This is a genomic window from Pseudomonas sp. FDAARGOS_761, assembly GCF_013343155.1.
Taxonomy (GTDB): Bacteria; Pseudomonadota; Gammaproteobacteria; order Pseudomonadales; family Pseudomonadaceae; genus Pseudomonas; species Pseudomonas aeruginosa.
In genome coordinates this window covers 4,175,682-4,191,711 of the sequence record NZ_CP054572.1, presented here as the reverse complement: position 1 = coordinate 4,191,711, position 16,030 = coordinate 4,175,682, and the positions used below count along the sequence as shown (strand labels likewise).

Annotated in this window: 15 protein-coding genes; 6 read left to right on the top strand and 9 right to left on the bottom strand. The window is 67.5% G+C overall.

What is annotated here, in order from left to right:
- Nucleotides 1-86: 86 nt before the first annotated feature.
- Nucleotides 87-2,591, bottom strand: coding sequence for a glycerol-3-phosphate 1-O-acyltransferase PlsB (gene plsB / locus FOC67_RS19495; protein WP_009313521.1), 2,505 nt, complete (start codon nt 2,589-2,591; stop codon nt 87-89).
- 283 nt (nt 2,592-2,874) lie between these two features.
- Between plsB and FOC67_RS19490 the strand changes: the two genes are divergently transcribed.
- Genes FOC67_RS19490 through FOC67_RS19475 form a run of 4 tightly spaced genes read left to right on the top strand, consistent with a single transcriptional unit; the run spans nt 2,875 to nt 7,371 of the window.
- Nucleotides 2,875-3,798, top strand: a complete 924-nt coding sequence (locus FOC67_RS19490) for an ABC transporter ATP-binding protein (protein ID WP_003109350.1) — start codon at nt 2,875-2,877, stop codon at nt 3,796-3,798.
- Nucleotides 3,795-4,529, top strand: a complete 735-nt coding sequence (locus FOC67_RS19485; protein ID WP_003109349.1) for an ABC transporter permease — start codon at nt 3,795-3,797, stop codon at nt 4,527-4,529. The genes FOC67_RS19490 and FOC67_RS19485 overlap by 4 nt, the downstream gene beginning before the upstream one ends.
- Nucleotides 4,530-4,539: 10 nt before the next feature.
- On the top strand, nt 4,540-6,387 hold the full coding sequence (locus FOC67_RS19480; protein ID WP_009313524.1) for a GldG family protein: 1,848 nt from the start codon (nt 4,540-4,542) through the stop codon (nt 6,385-6,387).
- Between the two features lie 3 nt (nt 6,388-6,390).
- The gene (locus FOC67_RS19475) at nt 6,391-7,371 is read left to right on the top strand and encodes a DUF4340 domain-containing protein (RefSeq protein WP_009313525.1); all 981 of its coding nucleotides are present in this window, start codon (nt 6,391-6,393) and stop codon (nt 7,369-7,371) included.
- 6 nt (nt 7,372-7,377) lie between these two features.
- Here the strand turns inward: FOC67_RS19475 and FOC67_RS19470 are convergent, their stop codons facing one another.
- From FOC67_RS19470 to FOC67_RS19450, 5 genes are all read right to left on the bottom strand, one after another.
- Complete coding sequence (locus FOC67_RS19470; RefSeq protein ID WP_003092439.1) at nt 7,378-7,800, bottom strand: SufE family protein; 423 nt, start codon at nt 7,798-7,800, stop codon at nt 7,378-7,380.
- Nucleotides 7,797-9,002: a cysteine desulfurase gene (locus FOC67_RS19465; RefSeq protein ID WP_023875012.1), complete on the bottom strand. Its 1,206-nt coding sequence runs from the start codon at nt 9,000-9,002 to the stop codon at nt 7,797-7,799. Before FOC67_RS19465 ends, FOC67_RS19470 begins: the two co-directional genes overlap by 4 nt.
- Before the next feature lie 94 nt (nt 9,003-9,096).
- Nucleotides 9,097-10,131, bottom strand: a complete 1,035-nt coding sequence (dapD, locus tag FOC67_RS19460) for a 2,3,4,5-tetrahydropyridine-2,6-dicarboxylate N-succinyltransferase (protein WP_003092431.1) — start codon at nt 10,129-10,131, stop codon at nt 9,097-9,099.
- A gap of 29 nt (nt 10,132-10,160) precedes the next feature.
- Nucleotides 10,161-10,784, bottom strand: coding sequence for a LysE family translocator (locus FOC67_RS19455; RefSeq protein WP_009313528.1), 624 nt, complete (start codon nt 10,782-10,784; stop codon nt 10,161-10,163).
- A 12-nt stretch (nt 10,785-10,796) separates the two neighbouring features.
- The gene (locus FOC67_RS19450; protein WP_003109343.1) at nt 10,797-11,144 is read right to left on the bottom strand and encodes an ArsC family reductase; all 348 of its coding nucleotides are present in this window, start codon (nt 11,142-11,144) and stop codon (nt 10,797-10,799) included.
- 302 nt (nt 11,145-11,446) lie between these two features.
- On the opposite strand from FOC67_RS19450, the gene FOC67_RS19445 reads away from it, so the two are divergent.
- A complete protein-coding gene (locus FOC67_RS19445; protein ID WP_003129930.1) occupies nt 11,447-11,800 on the top strand; it encodes a YkgJ family cysteine cluster protein in 354 nt (117 codons plus the stop codon).
- 14 nt (nt 11,801-11,814) lie between these two features.
- Here the strand turns inward: FOC67_RS19445 and FOC67_RS19440 are convergent, their stop codons facing one another.
- On the bottom strand, nt 11,815-12,108 hold the full coding sequence (locus tag FOC67_RS19440) for a hypothetical protein (protein WP_003098613.1): 294 nt from the start codon (nt 12,106-12,108) through the stop codon (nt 11,815-11,817).
- A 321-nt stretch (nt 12,109-12,429) separates the two neighbouring features.
- On the bottom strand, nt 12,430-12,789 hold the full coding sequence (locus tag FOC67_RS19435) for a hypothetical protein (protein ID WP_003092416.1): 360 nt from the start codon (nt 12,787-12,789) through the stop codon (nt 12,430-12,432).
- Between the two features lie 237 nt (nt 12,790-13,026).
- Between FOC67_RS19435 and FOC67_RS19430 the strand changes: the two genes are divergently transcribed.
- Nucleotides 13,027-14,772 carry a Na+/H+ antiporter gene (locus tag FOC67_RS19430; RefSeq protein ID WP_003109341.1) on the top strand — a complete coding sequence of 582 codons (1,746 nt, stop codon included), beginning with the start codon at nt 13,027-13,029 and terminating at the stop codon, nt 14,770-14,772.
- Between the two features lie 49 nt (nt 14,773-14,821).
- On the opposite strand, the gene dapC is transcribed toward FOC67_RS19430, so the two are convergent.
- Entirely contained in the window at nt 14,822-16,030 is a 1,209-nt protein-coding gene (dapC, locus tag FOC67_RS19425) for a succinyldiaminopimelate transaminase (RefSeq protein ID WP_003092403.1), read from the bottom strand.

Below are 16,030 nucleotides of genomic sequence, written 5' to 3'. Positions count from 1 at the left end.
GCATAGGTTGCCGGGCCGGAACAGGGAAAGGTCGCAGGATATTTCAGCGGAGCGGCGCCCGTCCCTCGCAGGGCGGGCGCCGGGTCTCAGGTGGCGGCTGCGTCGTTGCTTTCGGCGGCGGCTTCCTCGGCGGGACGCTCCAGCGCCACCTGGCGGATCGACAGGCGGATCTCCGCCGGCAGCACGCGCTTGGCGGCGCCTTCGGCCAGTTCGCCGAGCAGTTCGTGGTAGCTCAGTTTGCCGGCCTCGTCCTTGCGCAGCACACGCAGGTCGAGAAGGGTCTGGATGAAGTGGCGGAACAGGCTCTTGTCGAAGAACTCCGGGGCGTTCAGGCCATGCAGGATCGACAGGCGCTGGGCCATCACGGTGCAGAGGTTCTCCAGTTCCTCGGCGGTCAGGGCGTTCTGCCCGGCGTTGAGCAGCAGGGCGATGGCCATGTAGAAGCGCTGCAGGGTCTGGGTCACCGAACGAGCGAGGAGGATCAGCAGCACGTATTGCCGCGAGCTTGGCGCCGGGCGGATGAAGGTGTCGTTCTCCTGGCGCAGCAGGTCCTGTTCCACCAGGGCCGCCAGCCACTGGTCGATCACCGCGTCGAGTTCGTCCAGGCTCCAGCGGATGAACAGTTCCGCCTGCAGGTAGGGATAGAGCGCGCGGGCGAAGCGCAGCAACTGTTCGCGGCTGATCCGCGAGTTGTTCTGGAAGAAGCTGGCGATCAGCGCCGGCAGGGCGAAGACGTGGAGGACGTTGTTGCGGTAGTAGGTCGCCAGCACCGCGTTCTGTTCGTCGAGATAGAGGATGCGGCCCAGCGCGTCCTTCTGCTCGGCCAGCAGGTTCATGCTCTTCACGTATTCGATCAGGGCCTGGCCGTCGCCGTCCGGCAGGGTCGCGCTGGGCGAGTAGGGCACCTTGCGCAGCAACGCCAGGTAGAGGTCGAGGATTCGCGCCAGGGCGCTTTCGTCGAGGGCCTGGCGGCTGGTGGAGAGCAGCGCCAGGGCGACCAGGTTGACCGGGTTGATCGCCGCCGCGTCGTTGAGGTGGCGGGCGACGTCCTTGGCCAGCAGGTTGGTGGTCTGCGGCAGCCAGTCGGGGCGGTATTCCGGGCCGAGGTCCTGGTCCTGCCAGTCGGGCTGGTGGCGGTCGAGGAATTGGTCGAGATGGATCGGCTCACCGAAGTTCACCCAGACCTGGCCAAAACGCTGCTTCAGGGCGCCGACCACCTTGAACAGGTCGAAGATCGACTCCTTCTTCTTGGTCGCGCCGCGCAGTTCGCCGAGGTAGGTGCGGCCTTCCAGCACGCGCTCGTAGCCGATGTAGACCGGCACGAAGACGATCGGCCGGCGCGAGTCACGGAGGAAGCTGCGCAGGGTGATGGCGAGCATGCCGGTGCGTGGGTGGAGCATGCGCCCGGTGCGCGAACGGCCACCCTCGACGAAGTACTCGGTGGAGAAGCCGCGGGAGAACAGGGTGTGCAGGTACTCGTTGAACACCGCGGTGTAGAGCTGGTTGCCCTTGAAGCTGCGGCGCATGAAGAAGGCTCCGCCGCGGCGCAGGATCGAGCCGATCACCGGCATGTTCAGGTTGATCCCGGCGGCGATGTGCGGCGGGGTCAGGCCGTTGCGGAACAGCAGGTAGGAGAGCAGCAGGTAGTCGATGTGGCTGCGGTGGCAGGGCACGTAGACGATCTCGTTGCCCTGGGCCACGTCCTGCACCCGCTCGATGTGGTTGACCTTGACCCCTTCGTACAGCTTGTTCCAGAACCAGCTGAGGATGACTTCGAGGAAGCGGATCACCGGATAGGAGAAGTCCGAGGCGATTTCATTGGCGTAGCGCAGCGCGATGCCTTCGGCCTTTTCCTGGGATATCCGTTCGCTCTCGCATTCCTCGCTGATCGCCTGGCGTACCAGCGGCGCGCGCAGCAGGCCCTTGACCAGGTTGCGGCGGTGCGACAGGTCGGGACCGATTACCGCGGTCTTCAGGTTGCGGAAGTGCACCCGGAGGATACGGTTGACCATGCGCAGCGTGCGTTCGTGGCCCTTGCCCTGTTCCACCAGCTCGCGCAGGTGGATCGGCGCGGAGAACTGCACGCGGGTCTTGCGTCCGAGAATCAGGATGCGCGCCAGCTTGCGCAGGCGCCCGGTGACCGCCCAGTTGTCGGCGAACAGCAGCTTCCAGGGGCTCGATTCGCTGTCCGGCGATTGTCCCCAGAACACGCTGACCGGAATGATCTGCGCGTCGTCGAGACCGTTCTGGCCGACCGCGGCGAGCATGCGCACCAGGGTCGGCGAGGCGCCGCGCTTGTCCTGGCGGCCCAGCCAGTCGGGTTCGGGCGTCAGGTAGAAGAACGCCGCCGGCTCGATGGCGTCGCCTACCGCTACCGGCATCACCGGACGCGGCAGCCCGGCCTTGCGGCATTCGGTATCCACCACCGCGAGATCGCTGACCGAAGGCTGTTGCAGCACGTAGAGCACCGGCTTGCTGCGGTCGATCTTCAGGGTGAAGGCCGATTGGTTGATGGTTTCCGAGCGTACCCAGAGGTACAGCAGGCGGCGCAGGGCGCCAAAACCAAAGCGGCGGAAAGGGTAGCGGGGCATACGGTGTCTACTGGCAGTTGATCGGGACCCGGCGTGACGGGCGCGGCTAGTTTGCCGCAATCCCCGGAGGGCCGCAAAAGAACGCAACGCGTCCTACGGCGAACGGCGGCGAACAGGTTGCGAATGTAGAACCTTCGGCAGGCGTTCGGGTTCTGTCACGTTTTGCCAAGGTTCTCCCGATGCCCCGTATTGCCAGGCGGCGGGGCGCTTCGGCTATAGTCCCTGCGCGTTTTTCGCGGCCCTGGCCGGACATGGCGGCGGCCGCCGGAACAGGTAGGGGACCATGATCGAAACAAGAAACCTCGGCAAACGCTTCGGCTCGCGGGTGGCGGTGGACGACCTGTCCTTCCAGGTGGCGACGGGGGAGGTACTGGGCTTCCTCGGTCCGAACGGCGCCGGCAAGTCCACCACCATGAAGATGCTCACCGGCTTCCTGGCGCCCAGCGCCGGCACCGCGAGCATCTTCGGCTTCGACATCCGCAGCCGCACGCTGCAGGCGCAGCGGCTGATCGGCTACCTCCCGGAAGGTTCGCCCTGCTACGCGGAAATGACCGTGCAGGGCTTCCTCGATTTCATCGCCGAGATCCGTGGCTACCGTGGCGCCGGCAAGCGCGAGCGGGTCGCCCGGACACTGGGGCTGCTGGAACTGGACGAGGTGCGCCGGCAGACCATCGAAACCCTCTCCAAGGGCTTCCGCCGGCGTGTCGGCCTGGCCCAGGCGATCCTCCACGAACCGCGGGCGCTGGTGCTCGACGAGCCCACCGACGGGCTCGATCCGAACCAGAAGCACCAGGTCCGCGAACTGATCCGCGGCCTCGCGCAGGAGCGCATCGTGATCATCTCCACCCATATCCTCGAGGAAGTCTCGGCGCTGTGCAGCCGCGCCCTGGTGATCGGCGGCGGGCGGCTGCTGGCGGACAGCACGCCGCTGGAACTGGCCAGCCGCTCGCGCTACCACCAGGCGGTGACGCTCTACAGCGACGACCCCCTGGATACCGTGGCGCTGGCGGTGCTGCCGGGCGTGGCGGGCATCGAGGAGAACCCCGCCGAAGGCAGCCTGACCGTCCTGGCGCAGCCGGGCGCGGTGATCTTTCCCCAGGTCAGCGGGCTGGTCGCCGAACGCGGCTGGCGGATCCGCGAACTGGACGTGGAGCGCGGCCGGCTCGACGAGGTATTCCGCAACCTGACCCGGGGGACGGAGGCATGAAGCAACTGCCGGTGATCTTCAAGCGCGAGCTGGCGAGTTATTTCGCCACGCCGCTGGCCTATGTGTTCATCGTGATCTTCCTGGTCCTGGCGGGCGTGTTCACCTTCTACCTGGGCAACTTCTACGAACGCAACCAGGCCGACCTGGCCTCCTTCTTCGCCTTCCATCCCTGGCTCTACCTGTTCCTGGTTCCCGCGCTGGCCATGCGCCTGTGGGCGGAGGAGCGCAAGTCCGGCTCGATCGAGCTGCTGATGACCCTGCCGCTGACCCGCTTCGAAGCCGTGGCCGGCAAGTTCCTGGCCGCCTGGGCGTTCGCCGGAATCGCGCTGCTGCTGACCTTCCCCATGGTGCTCACGGTGAACTACCTGGGCGAGCCGGACAACGGTGCGATTCTCGCCGGCTATCTGGGCAGTTGGCTGCTGGCCGGCGGCTACCTGGCCATCGGTTCGTGCATGTCGGCCCTGGCGAAGAACCAGGTGATCGCTTTCATCCTCGCCGTGGCCGCCTGCTTCCTGTTCATGCTCAGCGGCTTTCCGCTGGTGCTCGATGCGTTCAGCCAGTGGGCGCCGCAGTGGTTGCTCGATGCGGTGGCCTCGCTGAGCCTGCTGACCCGCTTCGATGCCGTCAGCGAGGGCGTCATCGACCTGCGCGACCTGCTGTATTTCGTCAGCCTGATCGTCGCCTGGCTGGCCGCCACGGCGGTGGCGGTCGACCTGAAGAAAGCCGAATGAGGGGGAGTCGATGAAACGCGTGTTGTCCTCTGGCGCCGGGCTGTTGCTGATCGCGCTGGCGTTCCTGGCCTTCAACATGGTCTCCGGCCTGCTGTTCAGCGGCGCGCGGCTCGACCTGACCGAGCAGAAGCTCTACACCATCAGCCCCGGCACCAAGCGGATCCTGGCCGGCCTCGACGAGCCGATCAACCTGTACTTCTTCTATTCGGATAGCGGTGCCCGGGAACTGGTGCCGCTGCGCAACTACGCCAGGCGCGTCGAGGAACTGCTGCGCGCCTACGAGCGCGAGGCGAACGGCAGGATTCGCCTGCAGGTGATCGATCCCGAGCCGTTCTCCGAGAACGAGGACAAGGCCACCGAGTTCGGCCTGCAAGGAATTCCCCTGCAGCAGGGCGGCGACAACCTGTACTTCGGCCTGGCCGGCAGCAACGCCCTGGACGGAGTCCAGGTCATACCCTTCTTCCCGCTCGATCAGGAGGAGTTCCTCGAATACGACATCAGCCGCCTGGTGCAGACCCTGGCCCAGCCGCAGCGGCCGGTGGTCGGCCTGATGTCGTCGCTGCCGCTCAATGGCGGCTTCGACATGGCCAGCCGGCAGCCGACCTCGCCGTGGATGGTCATGGAGGAAATCCGCCAGCAATTCGACCTGCGCAGCCTCAAGAGCGATGCCACGGAAATCCCGCCGGAGGTCTCGGTGCTGCTGCTGGTGCATCCCAAGCAGTTACCCGAGCAGACGCTATACGCCATCGACCAGTTCGTCCTGCGCGGAGGCAAGCTGCTGGCGTTCGTCGACCCCTTCAGCGAGGCCGACAGCGGCAGCGATTTCGCCGCTACGCTGGATGGCGACAAGTCGTCCGACCTCGCGCCGCTGTTCGAGGCCTGGGGGCTGCGGCTGCTGCCGGGCAAGGTGCTCGGCGATGGCGCCTATGCGATGTCCATCAGTCTTGGCCGGGACCAGCGTCCGACCCGGCATCCGGCCTGGCTCAGCTTGCCGCGCGAGGCGCTGGACCAGGACGACATCGCCACTGCCGGCCTGGAAAGCCTGACCCTGGCGACGCCCGGCATCCTCGAAAGGCTCCCCGGAGCGAGCACCAGCTTCACGCCTTTGCTGCAAAGCTCGGCCCAGGCGATGCCGTTCGATGCCTCGCGCTTCGGCCTGCTGCGTGACCCCGGCGATCTGATGCGCGAGCTGCGCCCGAGCGGCCGGCGGCATACTCTCGCCGCCCGTATCCAGGGGCCGGCGAAGAGTGCCTTCGCGGAGGGCATCGAGGGGCATCGCGAAGGCCTGAAGGAGGCGCGCAACATCAATGTCATCGTCGTGGCCGATACCGACCTGCTCAGCGATCGCATGTGGGTCCAGGTGCAGGACTTCTTCGGCCAGCGCGTGCCGCAGCCCTGGGCCGACAACGGCGCGCTGGTGGTCAACGCGCTGGACAACCTGTCGGGCACCGACGCGCTGATCAGCGTGCGCTCCCGCGGCCGGTTCAGCCGGCCGTTCGTGGTGGTCGAGCGCCTGCAGCGCGAGGCCGAGACGAGCTTCCGGCAGAAGGAGGAGCAGCTCAAGCAGCGCCTCGCCGATACCGAGCAGCAACTCGCCGCCCTACAGCAGGGTGCCGACCCGGAGAAGGCCGTCGAACTGACGCCCGAACAGCAGGCCACGGTGCGCCAGTACATGCAGGAGAAGCTGCGCATCCGCAAGGAGCTGCGCGAGGTGCAGTACCAGTTGAACGCCGATATCGACGCACTGGGCCGCACCCTGAAGCTGGTCAATATCGCCCTGGTTCCCTCGTTGCTCACGGTCGGCGTGCTGCTCGGCTGGCTCTGGCGGCGCCGGCGCATGGCCCGGGGAGGGCATTGACGCATGCGGCGCAATACGCTGATCGTCCTGCTGGCGCTGGTGGCGGCGCTGGCCGGAACCTTCGCCTGGCTGCAGCGCGAGCGCGCAGCCGAGGTACCTGCCTTGCCGGCGGCAGAGCGCTGGCTGCCGGAACTGGACAGCGCGACGCTGAGTGGCCTGCACGTGCAGTTTGCCGACGGTTCGCCGGATATCCGGGTCGAGCGGCGTGCGGGCGCGTGGGTCCTGCCGGCCAAGGCCGGCTATCCGGCCGATCGGCTACGCTTGTCGGCGCTGCTCGAGGCACTGGCAGAGGCGTGCAAGGTCGAGGCGAAGAGCGCCAACCCGAAGAACCACGCGCTGCTTGGCCTGGCGGAGCGTGGCGAGGGGCAGGCGCTACGCCTGAGCCTGCATTGGCAGTCCGGCGAGCCTCTGGTGCTGCTGGTGGGCAAGGATGCGCAGCATGGCGGTAGCTTCGTACGACGATTGGGCGACCCGCAGGCCTGGCTGATCGACAAGCGCCTGCCGTTGCCGAACAACGAGCTGGAGTGGCTCGACCGGCGGATCGTCACGCTGCCCTTCGCCCGGGTGCGCGAACTGCAACTGCGCTATCCGAAGGGCGAACGCCTGGATCTCTATCGCGACGACGCCGGGCAGCCGAACCTGCAGGTTCGGCAATTGCCCACAGGGCGCAAGCTGGCCTATGAGGCAGCGGCCAACGGCGCGGCGACGCTGTTCGCCGACCTGCGTTTCGCCGATGTAGCGCCGCTGGCGCAGGTGGGATTCAGACAGGCGCCATTGCTCCTGGCGTTCAGCCTGCGGACGTTTTCCGGCGCGCGCCTGGATGGCGAGATTCGGCGCCAGGGCGAGCAATACTGGTTGTTGCCGAAGAGCGTCGAGGGCTTCGCCGAGGGCGAGGTCGCCGCCCATCTTGACTGGGCCTATCGGATCGAAGAGGATCGCTACCGCGCCCTGGCCCGGCACCTGCCGGAACTGCTGGCGCGCTGAGCGGGCTCAGCCGGCGGTCTGGCCGGCCAGTTCGCGCATGCGTTGCAGCACGGCGTTCAGGCCGTTGCTGCGCGAGGGCGACAGTTGGCGGGAAAGACCCAGGCAGGTGAACCAGTCGTTGAGGTCCAGGCGCGCCAGTTCGCGAGTCTCGATGCCGTCGACCCGTGCCAGCAGCACCGCCAGCAGGCCGCGGATCAGGCGCGCGTCGCTGTCGGCACGGAAGCGCCAGTGGCCGTCGCGCTGCTCGCCGAGCAGCCAGACCAGGCTTTCGCAACCGTGCACGCGATGCTCTTCCTGGCGTTCGTGTTCCGCGAGCGGCGCCAGGCGCTCGCCCCATTGCAGCAGCAGACGCGCACGCTGTTCCCAACTGGCGGTGTGACCGAAGGCGTCCAGTGCCTCCTGGGCCTGTTCGGGGAGAACCGGGTTCATCGCAGCAACTCCAGTGAGCGGTCGAGGGCCAGGAAGAAGCGCTCCAGGTCGTCGGCATCGTTGTACAAGCCCAGCGAGACACGCAGGGCGCCGGGTACCTCGAGGCGTTGCAGCAGCGGCATCGCGCAATGGTGGCCGGCGCGCACCGCGATGCCCTGTTCGCCGAGCAGGTGGGCGAGATCGGCGACGTGCACGCCGTCGACGCAGAAGCTGGCCAGCGCCGCCTGCGGTTCGCCGAGCAGGCTGACGCCGTCGCGCGCCAGCAGGCCGGCGAGCAGGCGGGCGTGGAGGGCGCCTTCGTGGGCGGCGACTTCGGCTTCGTCCAGGGTGGCCAGCCAGTCGATGGTCGCGCCCAGGCCGATCGCCGCGGAAACCGCCGGGGTGCCCGCCTCGAAGCCGAGCGGAGCGGCATGGAAGCTGGCTTCGTGGAAGCCGGTGTGGCGTACCATCTCGCCGCCGAACTGCCAGTGCGCCAGTTGCTCCAGGGCCTGTGGGCGACCCCAGAGCACGCCGATGCCGTCGGGGCCGTAGAGCTTGTGGCCGGAGAATGCGTAGAAGTCGCAGCCCAGGCCCGGCAGGTCGTGGCGTCCGTGGACGCTGCCCTGGGCGCCGTCCACCAGGGTCCAGGCACCGCGCTCGCGGGCCAGCTGGATCAACTCCACCACCGGTTGCCAGGTGCCGAGAACGTTGGACAACTGGCTGATCGCCAGCAGGCGGGTACGCTCGCCGATGATATGGCGAGCCTGCTCCAGGTCGATCACCCCGCGCTCGTCCAGCGGCAACACGCGCAGGACCAGGCCGCGGCGCAGGGCCAACTGCTGCCAGGGAAGCAGGTTGGCATGGTGTTCCAGGGCACTGACCAGCAGTTCGTCGCCAGGACGGAAATGCCGCTCCAGCCCATAGCCCACCAGGTTGATCGCCTCTGTGGTGCCGCGGGTGAACAGCACCTCGGCCGGGTTGACGGCGTGCAGCCAGTGGGCGACGCGGCTGCGCGCGGCCTCGAAGGCCCGGGTGGCGCGCTCGCCGGGGACATGTTGGGCGCGGTGGACGTTGGCGGCGCCGCCAAGGTAGTAGCCGTTCAGGGCGTCGAGTACGGCCTGTGGCTTCTGGGTGGTGGCGGCGCTGTCGAGGTAGGTCAGGCCTTCCGCGGCGAAGGCGGAAAAGGCCGGAAAGTCGGCGCGCCAGGGAGACGGCAGGGACATGGCGGACACTGTGCGAGGACGGTTACAGGGGAAAGGGTAGCGCACCCGGCGGCGCTGGCGAGCGCCGTCGGGCGAGCGGGGAGGCGAGCTGGGCTCAGTTGTGCGCGTGCAGCGCTTCGTTCAGCTCGATGGCGGTCTTGTTGGTCTTGCACTCCACCGCACCGTTCTGCGAGTTGCGGCGGAACAGCAGGTCGGGCTGACCGGCCAGGTCGCGGGCCTTGACCACTTTCACCAGAGCGTTCTGCTCGTCGAGCAGGGCGACCTTGGTGCCGGCGGTGATGTACAGGCCGGCCTCGACGATGTTGCGATCGCCCAGCGGGATGCCGATGCCGGCGTTGGCGCCGATCAGGCAGCCTTCGCCGACGCTGATGACGATGTTGCCGCCACCGGAAAGGGTGCCCATGGTCGAGCAGCCGCCGCCCAGGTCCGACCCCTTGCCGACGAACACGCCGGCGGATACGCGGCCTTCGATCATGCCCGGGCCTTCGGTGCCGGCGTTGAAGTTGACGAAACCTTCGTGCATCACCGTGGTGCCTTCACCGATGTAGGCGCCCAGGCGCACGCGGGCGGTGTCGGCGATGCGTACGCCGGCCGGGACCACGTAGTCGGTCATCTTCGGAAACTTGTCGACGGAGAAGACTTCCAGCAGCTTGCCCTTCAGTCGCGCTTCCAGTTGCAGTTCGGCCAGTTCGGCCAGGTCCACCGCGCCGATGTTGGTCCAGGCCACGTTCGGCAGGAGCGGGAAGATGCCGCTCAGGTTCACAGCGTGCGGTTTGACCAGGCGGTGGGAGAGCAGGTGCAGCTTGAGGTAGGCCTCCGGGGTGGAGGACGGCGCGGCGTCTTCCGCCAACAGGGTGGCGACCAGCGGCTTCTGGCTTTCTGCCAGGCGCGAGAGCAGGGCCGACTGAGCGGCGTCGATACCCTTCAGGGCGTCGGCCAGCTGGTAGGCCTGCTGCGAAGTGAAGGTCAGCGCCTGGTTGCCGGCTGCGTAGCCAAGGATCGGTGCGACGGCAGCGACGATTTCGCTCGAAGGCTTGAGCAGCGGCAGCGCGTAGAACACTTCCAGCCAGGCTTCCTGGCGGTTCTGGGTGCCGACGCCGAAGGCCAGGCTGAACAGGGATTGCGACATGTGGGTTTCCTCGAAACGGAGTGGAACGGTCAGGCCGGACGGCGGCTGAGCAGCAGGCCCAGTCCCGCGCTGCCGAGCAGCGCGGCGCAACCGCGGTTGAACAGACGCCGGGCCCGCTGGCCGGCGAGCAGCCGGCCGAGGTGGAGCCCGGCATAGGAATAAAGAGCGATGGCCAGCCATTCGAGCAGCAGGAATGCCGCGCCGAGCTGGGCGAACTGGGCGCCCAGCGGTTGGCCGGGATCGACGAACTGCGGCAGGAAGGCGGTGAAGATCAGGATCGCTTTCGGGTTGCCCGCCGCCACCAGGAACTCCTGGCGCCCCAGGCGCCAGAGGCTGGGACGCACCGGGCTGGCTTCGTTCGCCAGTGGCTGCGCATCGGCCCGCCACAATTGCAGCGCAAGCCACAACAGGTAGGCAGCGCCGAGCAGCTTGATCGCCAGGAACAGCCAGGCCGAGGTGTGCAGCACCAGCGCCAGCCCGGAGGCGACCAGGGCGAGCATGCCGGCGAATGCCAGCAGGCGCCCGCCGCCGGCCAGCGAGGCGGTGGCGAAACCGTGCCGCGCGGCGTTGTTCAGCGACAGCAGGTTGTTCGGCCCCGGCGCCAGGTTGAGGGCGAAGCAGGCGGGTACGAACAGGGCCCAGGCGATGCTCATGCGGCCTCCCGTTCAGGCCAGCGCGGCGGCGTAGGCGTCGGGCTTGAAGCCGACCAGCGTCCTGCTGCCCAGTTCCAGCACCGGGCGCTTGATCATCGACGGCTGGGCCAGCATCAGCTCGATCGCCTTGGCTTCGTCGAGATCGGCCTTCTGCGCTTCGTCGAGCTTGCGGAAGGTAGTGCCGGCGCGGTTGAGGACGGTCTGCCAGCCGTGCTCCGCGCACCAGCGCCGCAGGTGTTCGCGGTCGATGCCGACGGCCTTGTAGTCGTGGAAGTCGTAGGCGACCTTGTGCTCGTCGAGCCAGGTCCGAGCCTTCTTCATGGTGTCGCAGGCTTTGATGCCGTAGAGAACGTAGGTCATTGCTTCTCCCGAGGCCCGGGTCTTCCCGGGCCCTGCCGATAGGTCGCCGAAAGGTGATCGCCGGATTATGCCACGTCGTTCCGCCCCTGTGCGGTCTCGGGGCTACCGCGCTCGGGAGCGGCGTGACGGCAGATAGCCGTGGACGGGCGGGCGGACAGGGAGCCGGGCTGTTTCCCTGGCCGGGAACGGAGAGAGCGCAGGTTGAACAGGTCGATTCGGCTCGCTGGAGAGCATCCTTACCGGTACTTTCGGAATGCTCCGGTCCGCGCTGTACAATCCTTCCCCCGCCGAGGAGATTTCCCATGAGTTGCATCGGTCGCCAGATAGACCAATTACGCCTGCAGATACCGGGCTTCGCCTGCAAACCCGGCTGCCACGATTGCTGCGGGCCGGTTACCGCCTCGTCGGAAGAGATGGCCCGCCTGCCGCTGAAGAGCGAGGCCGAACACGACGCCGCCCTGGCCGAGTGGAACTGCGTCCATCTCGGACCGAACGGCTGCGAGGCCTATGAGGAACGTCCGCTGATCTGCCGGCTGTTCGGCACCACGCCGAACCTGCCCTGCCCGGAGGGGCAGGGGCCCGAAGTGCCGGTGGCGGAGCAGGTGGAGCGACAGGTGCATGCGCTGATCGCCAGCACTCGCCAGGTGCTGGTGTAGCGGCCTGCCCGCCGCTAGGTTTCCGCGGTCTCGGTGGCGCGGGACTGCAGGGCCGGTTCGAAGGCTGGTTCGGGCGGCGTTTCCTCTAGGGGCATCGGCTCGTCCGCAGAGAGTTTCTGGAGAACCGCGGCGATCCGCTCGATGCTCTCTTCGAGCTCGAGCACCCGGTTGACCATGTACAGGATCATCTCCGGCGAACTCAGGTGCGCCAGCCGCATGGTCGCCTGCAAGTCGTCGTGGCGGTTGTCCCGGTCGGCCATCAGTGTTTCCGCCAGGCTCTTCAGCAACAGCATCTCGGCGCGCCTCATGGGCCGCTGCTCCGCGATTCCGCGGTAGGGGAAAAAGCTCGTTCCATCTCGCGACCTACCCGAAACGACTACATCCAAAGGTGTAATTCTACATTGCCATCACTTCGATCGTCGGACAATAGCCGCGTTCCAGACGCCTTGCACAGGTGACGAACGGGACTCGAAGCGGCCTGGTCTGCATGGCCGGGTGATGGGCGAGTTCCTTGATGCGGGGCGGCGGCTGTTTGGCGCAGGACAAAAAAAGCCCCGCCGGGTAGGCGAGGCTCAGGGGGAGAACAGCGTGCGGGGGCTCGCTGTCCGGGATGAATCGTCGTGGTGCGCTTAGCCGCAGGGCTGCTGCGGACCGCCGGTCATGCTCTCGACGCTGTCCAGCACGGCATGGCCCTTGCCGACCTTCTGCACGTCGTCGACGTCGCGCATGATGCTGCCGCCGTCGCTCATCTGGTTGCGGGTCTTGATCAGGTTGGTGGTGATGTCCAGCAGGCTGCGACCGGTAGCGATCAGGTCATTGGTGGCGCTGGGGGTGCAAGGGGTGTTGGCGGAGGCGACCTGGGCCTGACCGGGTTGCCCGGGCTGGGTGGTGCGGTAGCCCTGGGTCAGTGCGTTCTGCTGGAGGCAGCCGGAGGTGGCGGCGAACATCGAGGCGAGCAGCAGTGCGGAAGTAAGTCCCTTGCTTGTCATGGCGGCATTCCTTTGTCTGAGTGGGTGCTGCACCCCGTACTCCTTCGGGGCGTCGTCCTGGCCGACGCTACGGCGGGCCTGGACTGAAGGGGAGTGTAGGAGCGTCTCGCACCGCTATGAAATAGCTCGGATGTACTAGTGCGGGAACCTTGGCCGGGCGCCCCGGTCGTCGCCGCGGAGGGGGCGGACGCGCGGGGTAGAGCGGCGGGGCTAGGAAAGACCGTACGGATTGTGCGAATGTCGGATAGCTGCCTACCGATCGCGATGGTGCAATCGGCGCAGTCGCATCGTCCAGGGACGAAGCCGGAGATCCCCGCCCTCATGCAAACCGTGTACACCGTTCTGACCCTGCTGCTGGTCGTCGGCGCCACCCGCCTGGCTGCCCAGTTGCTGCCCTTGCCGCTACCGCTGATCCAGATCGCCGCCGGGGCCCTGCTGGCCTTGCCGTCCCTCGGGCTGCACATTGCCCTCGACCCGGAGCTGTTCCTCTTCCTGTTCATTCCGCCGCTGCTGTTCGTCGATGGCTGGCGCATTCCCAAGCGGGAAGTCTGGCGGATGCGCTGGCCGATCCTGATGATGGCGTTCGGCCTGGTGTTCTTCACCGTGGTCGGCGCCGGCTATTTCATCCATCTGCTGATCCCGGAAATTCCCCTGGCGGCTTCCTTCGCCCTCGCCGCCGTGCTGTCGCCCACGGACGCCCTGGCGGTCTCGGCGATCACCCAGGGGCGGCTGCCCAAGCGCCTGATGCACCTGCTGGAGGGCGAGGCGCTGATGAACGATGCCTCTGGCCTGGTGGCATTCAAGTTCGCCATCGCCGCGGCGATGACCGGCGTGTTCTCGCTGGTGGACGCCAGCCTCAACTTCCTCCTGGTCGCGGTCGGCGGCCTGGCCATCGGGGTGTTCCTCAGCTGGTCGCTGGGCCGCATCCGCGCCTGGATGATCTCCCGTGGCTGGGACGACCCGGCGACCCACGTGGTACTGATGCTGTTGCTGCCGTTCGCCTCCTACATGGTGGCGGAACACCTGGGCGTCTCCGGGATTCTCTCGGCGGTGGCGGCCGGCATGATGCAGAGCTGGGTCGACCTGCTGCCGCGGCAGACTTCCACGCGCCTGCTCAACCGCAGCGTCTGGTCGATGCTGGAGTTCGCCTTCAACGGTGTGGTGTTCCTGCTGCTCGGCCTGCAGTTGCCGGACATCATGAAGTCGGTGGCCAACCACCACGGCGACCTGCTCTGGCGTTCCTCGCTGCTGCTGGCCTACGTGGCGGCGATCACCGCCGTGCTGATGCTGATCCGCTACGGCTGGGTCTATGGCTACTGGAAGCTGTCGCTGCGCATCGATCGCTGGCGCGGCAAGAGCCCGCCCGGGCTGAGCGGCATCTCCCTGCGCCGTCTCTCCGCCCTCAGTGCATTGAGCGGCGTGCGTGGTGCGGTGACCCTGGCGGCGGTGCTGTCGGTACCGATGAGCCTGATGGATGGCAGCGCCTTCCCGCAGCGCGACCTGATCATCTTCATCGCCACCAGCGTGATCCTGATTTCCCTGATCGGCGCGACCATCGGCCTGCCGCTGCTGCTGCGCGGGCTGCCGGCGAGCAACAATGGCGCCCACGAGCGCGAGCGGCGCGAGGCCTGGCGCAAGACCGCGGAGGCGGCGATCCGGGCCCTGGAGAGCGAGGAACTGCCGCAGGTGGAAGGCAACGATGCGGCGAATACTTCGCGGGTCGCCGAGGCGCGTGCGCAGATCATGGCCGAATACCGCCAGTCGCTGGATACCGCACCGACCACCGATGAGGCCCGCGACCAGGCCCAGGCCCTGGAGATCGCCGACAAGGCCTTGCGCCTGAAGGCGTTGCGCGCGCAGCGCCTGGAACTGTACCGGCAGCGGCGTAACAACGAGATCGACGACGAGACACTGGGCGATATCCTGCGCGAGCTGGACCAGCAGGAAAGCTGGCTGACCAATCGCTTCGCCCGCTGGGTGTGAACGAAAAGGGATCGCCGCGGCGATCCCTTTTCGTTTCTCCGCCCAGGCTTCAGCGCGCCCGCAGGTAGTCGCGGATGCGCTCGGCGGCTTCGACGCACTCGGCCAGTGGTGCCACCAGGGCCATGCGCACGCGGTTGGCGCCGGGGTTCTCGCCGTCCACCTCGCGCGACAGGTAGGAACCCGGCACCACCGTCACGTGCTGCTGCTCGAACAGTTCGCGGGTGAATACGGTGTCGTCCACCGGGGTACGTGCCCACAGGTAGAAACTGCCGTCCGGGCGCTGTACGTCGAGCACGCCGTCGAGGATCGCCAGCACGGCGTCGAATTTCTCGCGGTAGAGGCTGCGGTTGGCGCGCACATGGACCTCGTCGTTCCAGGCGGCGATGCTCGCCAACTGGGTCTGCACCGGCATGGCGCAGCCGTGGTAGGTGCGGTAGAGGAGGAATTTCTTCAGGATCTCCGCGTCGCCGGCGACGAAGCCCGAGCGCAGGCCGGGCAGGTTGGAGCGCTTGGACAGGCTGTGGAACACCACGCAGCGGCTGAAGTCCGTGCGGCCCAGCTCGGCGCAAGCGTTGAGCAGGCCGGGCGGCGGGGCGTTTTCGTCGAAGTAGAGTTCGCTGTAGCACTCATCGGCGGCGATCACGAAGTCGTAGCGGTCGGCCAGGGCGATCAGCTTCTTCAGGGTCTCCAGCGGTACCAGGGCCCCGGTGGGGTTGCCCGGCGAGCAGAGGAAGAGAATCTGGCAGCGCTGCCAGGTCGCCTCGTCGACCGCGTCGAAATCGGGGTTGAAGCCGTTTTCCTCGCGGCAGGGCAGGTAGTGCGGCACGGCTCCGGCGAGCAGCGCCGCGCCTTCGTAGATCTGGTAGAACGGGTTCGGGCTGACCACCAGGCCGGGCGCCTCGCCGGGCTCGCTGCGGCGGACCACGGTCTGGGTGAAGGCGAACAGCGCCTCGCGGGTACCGTTCACCGGCAGTACGTGGCGCGCCGCATCCAGCCAGCCGGCCGGTACCGAGAAGCGCCGCTCGCACCAGCGCGCGATGGCTTCGCGCAGGGCCGGCAGGCCGAGGGTGGTCGGGTAGACCGCGAGCTGGTCCAGGTTCTCCGCCAGGGTTTCGGCGACGAAGCTCGGCGAGCGGTGCTTGGGCTCGCCGATGGACAGTGCGATCGGCTTCAGCGTCGCGGGCGGCCGGGCGCCGCCGAGCAGGGCGCGGAGCTTCTCGAAGGGGTAGGGCTGGAGGTTGTCGAGTGCGGTATTCAT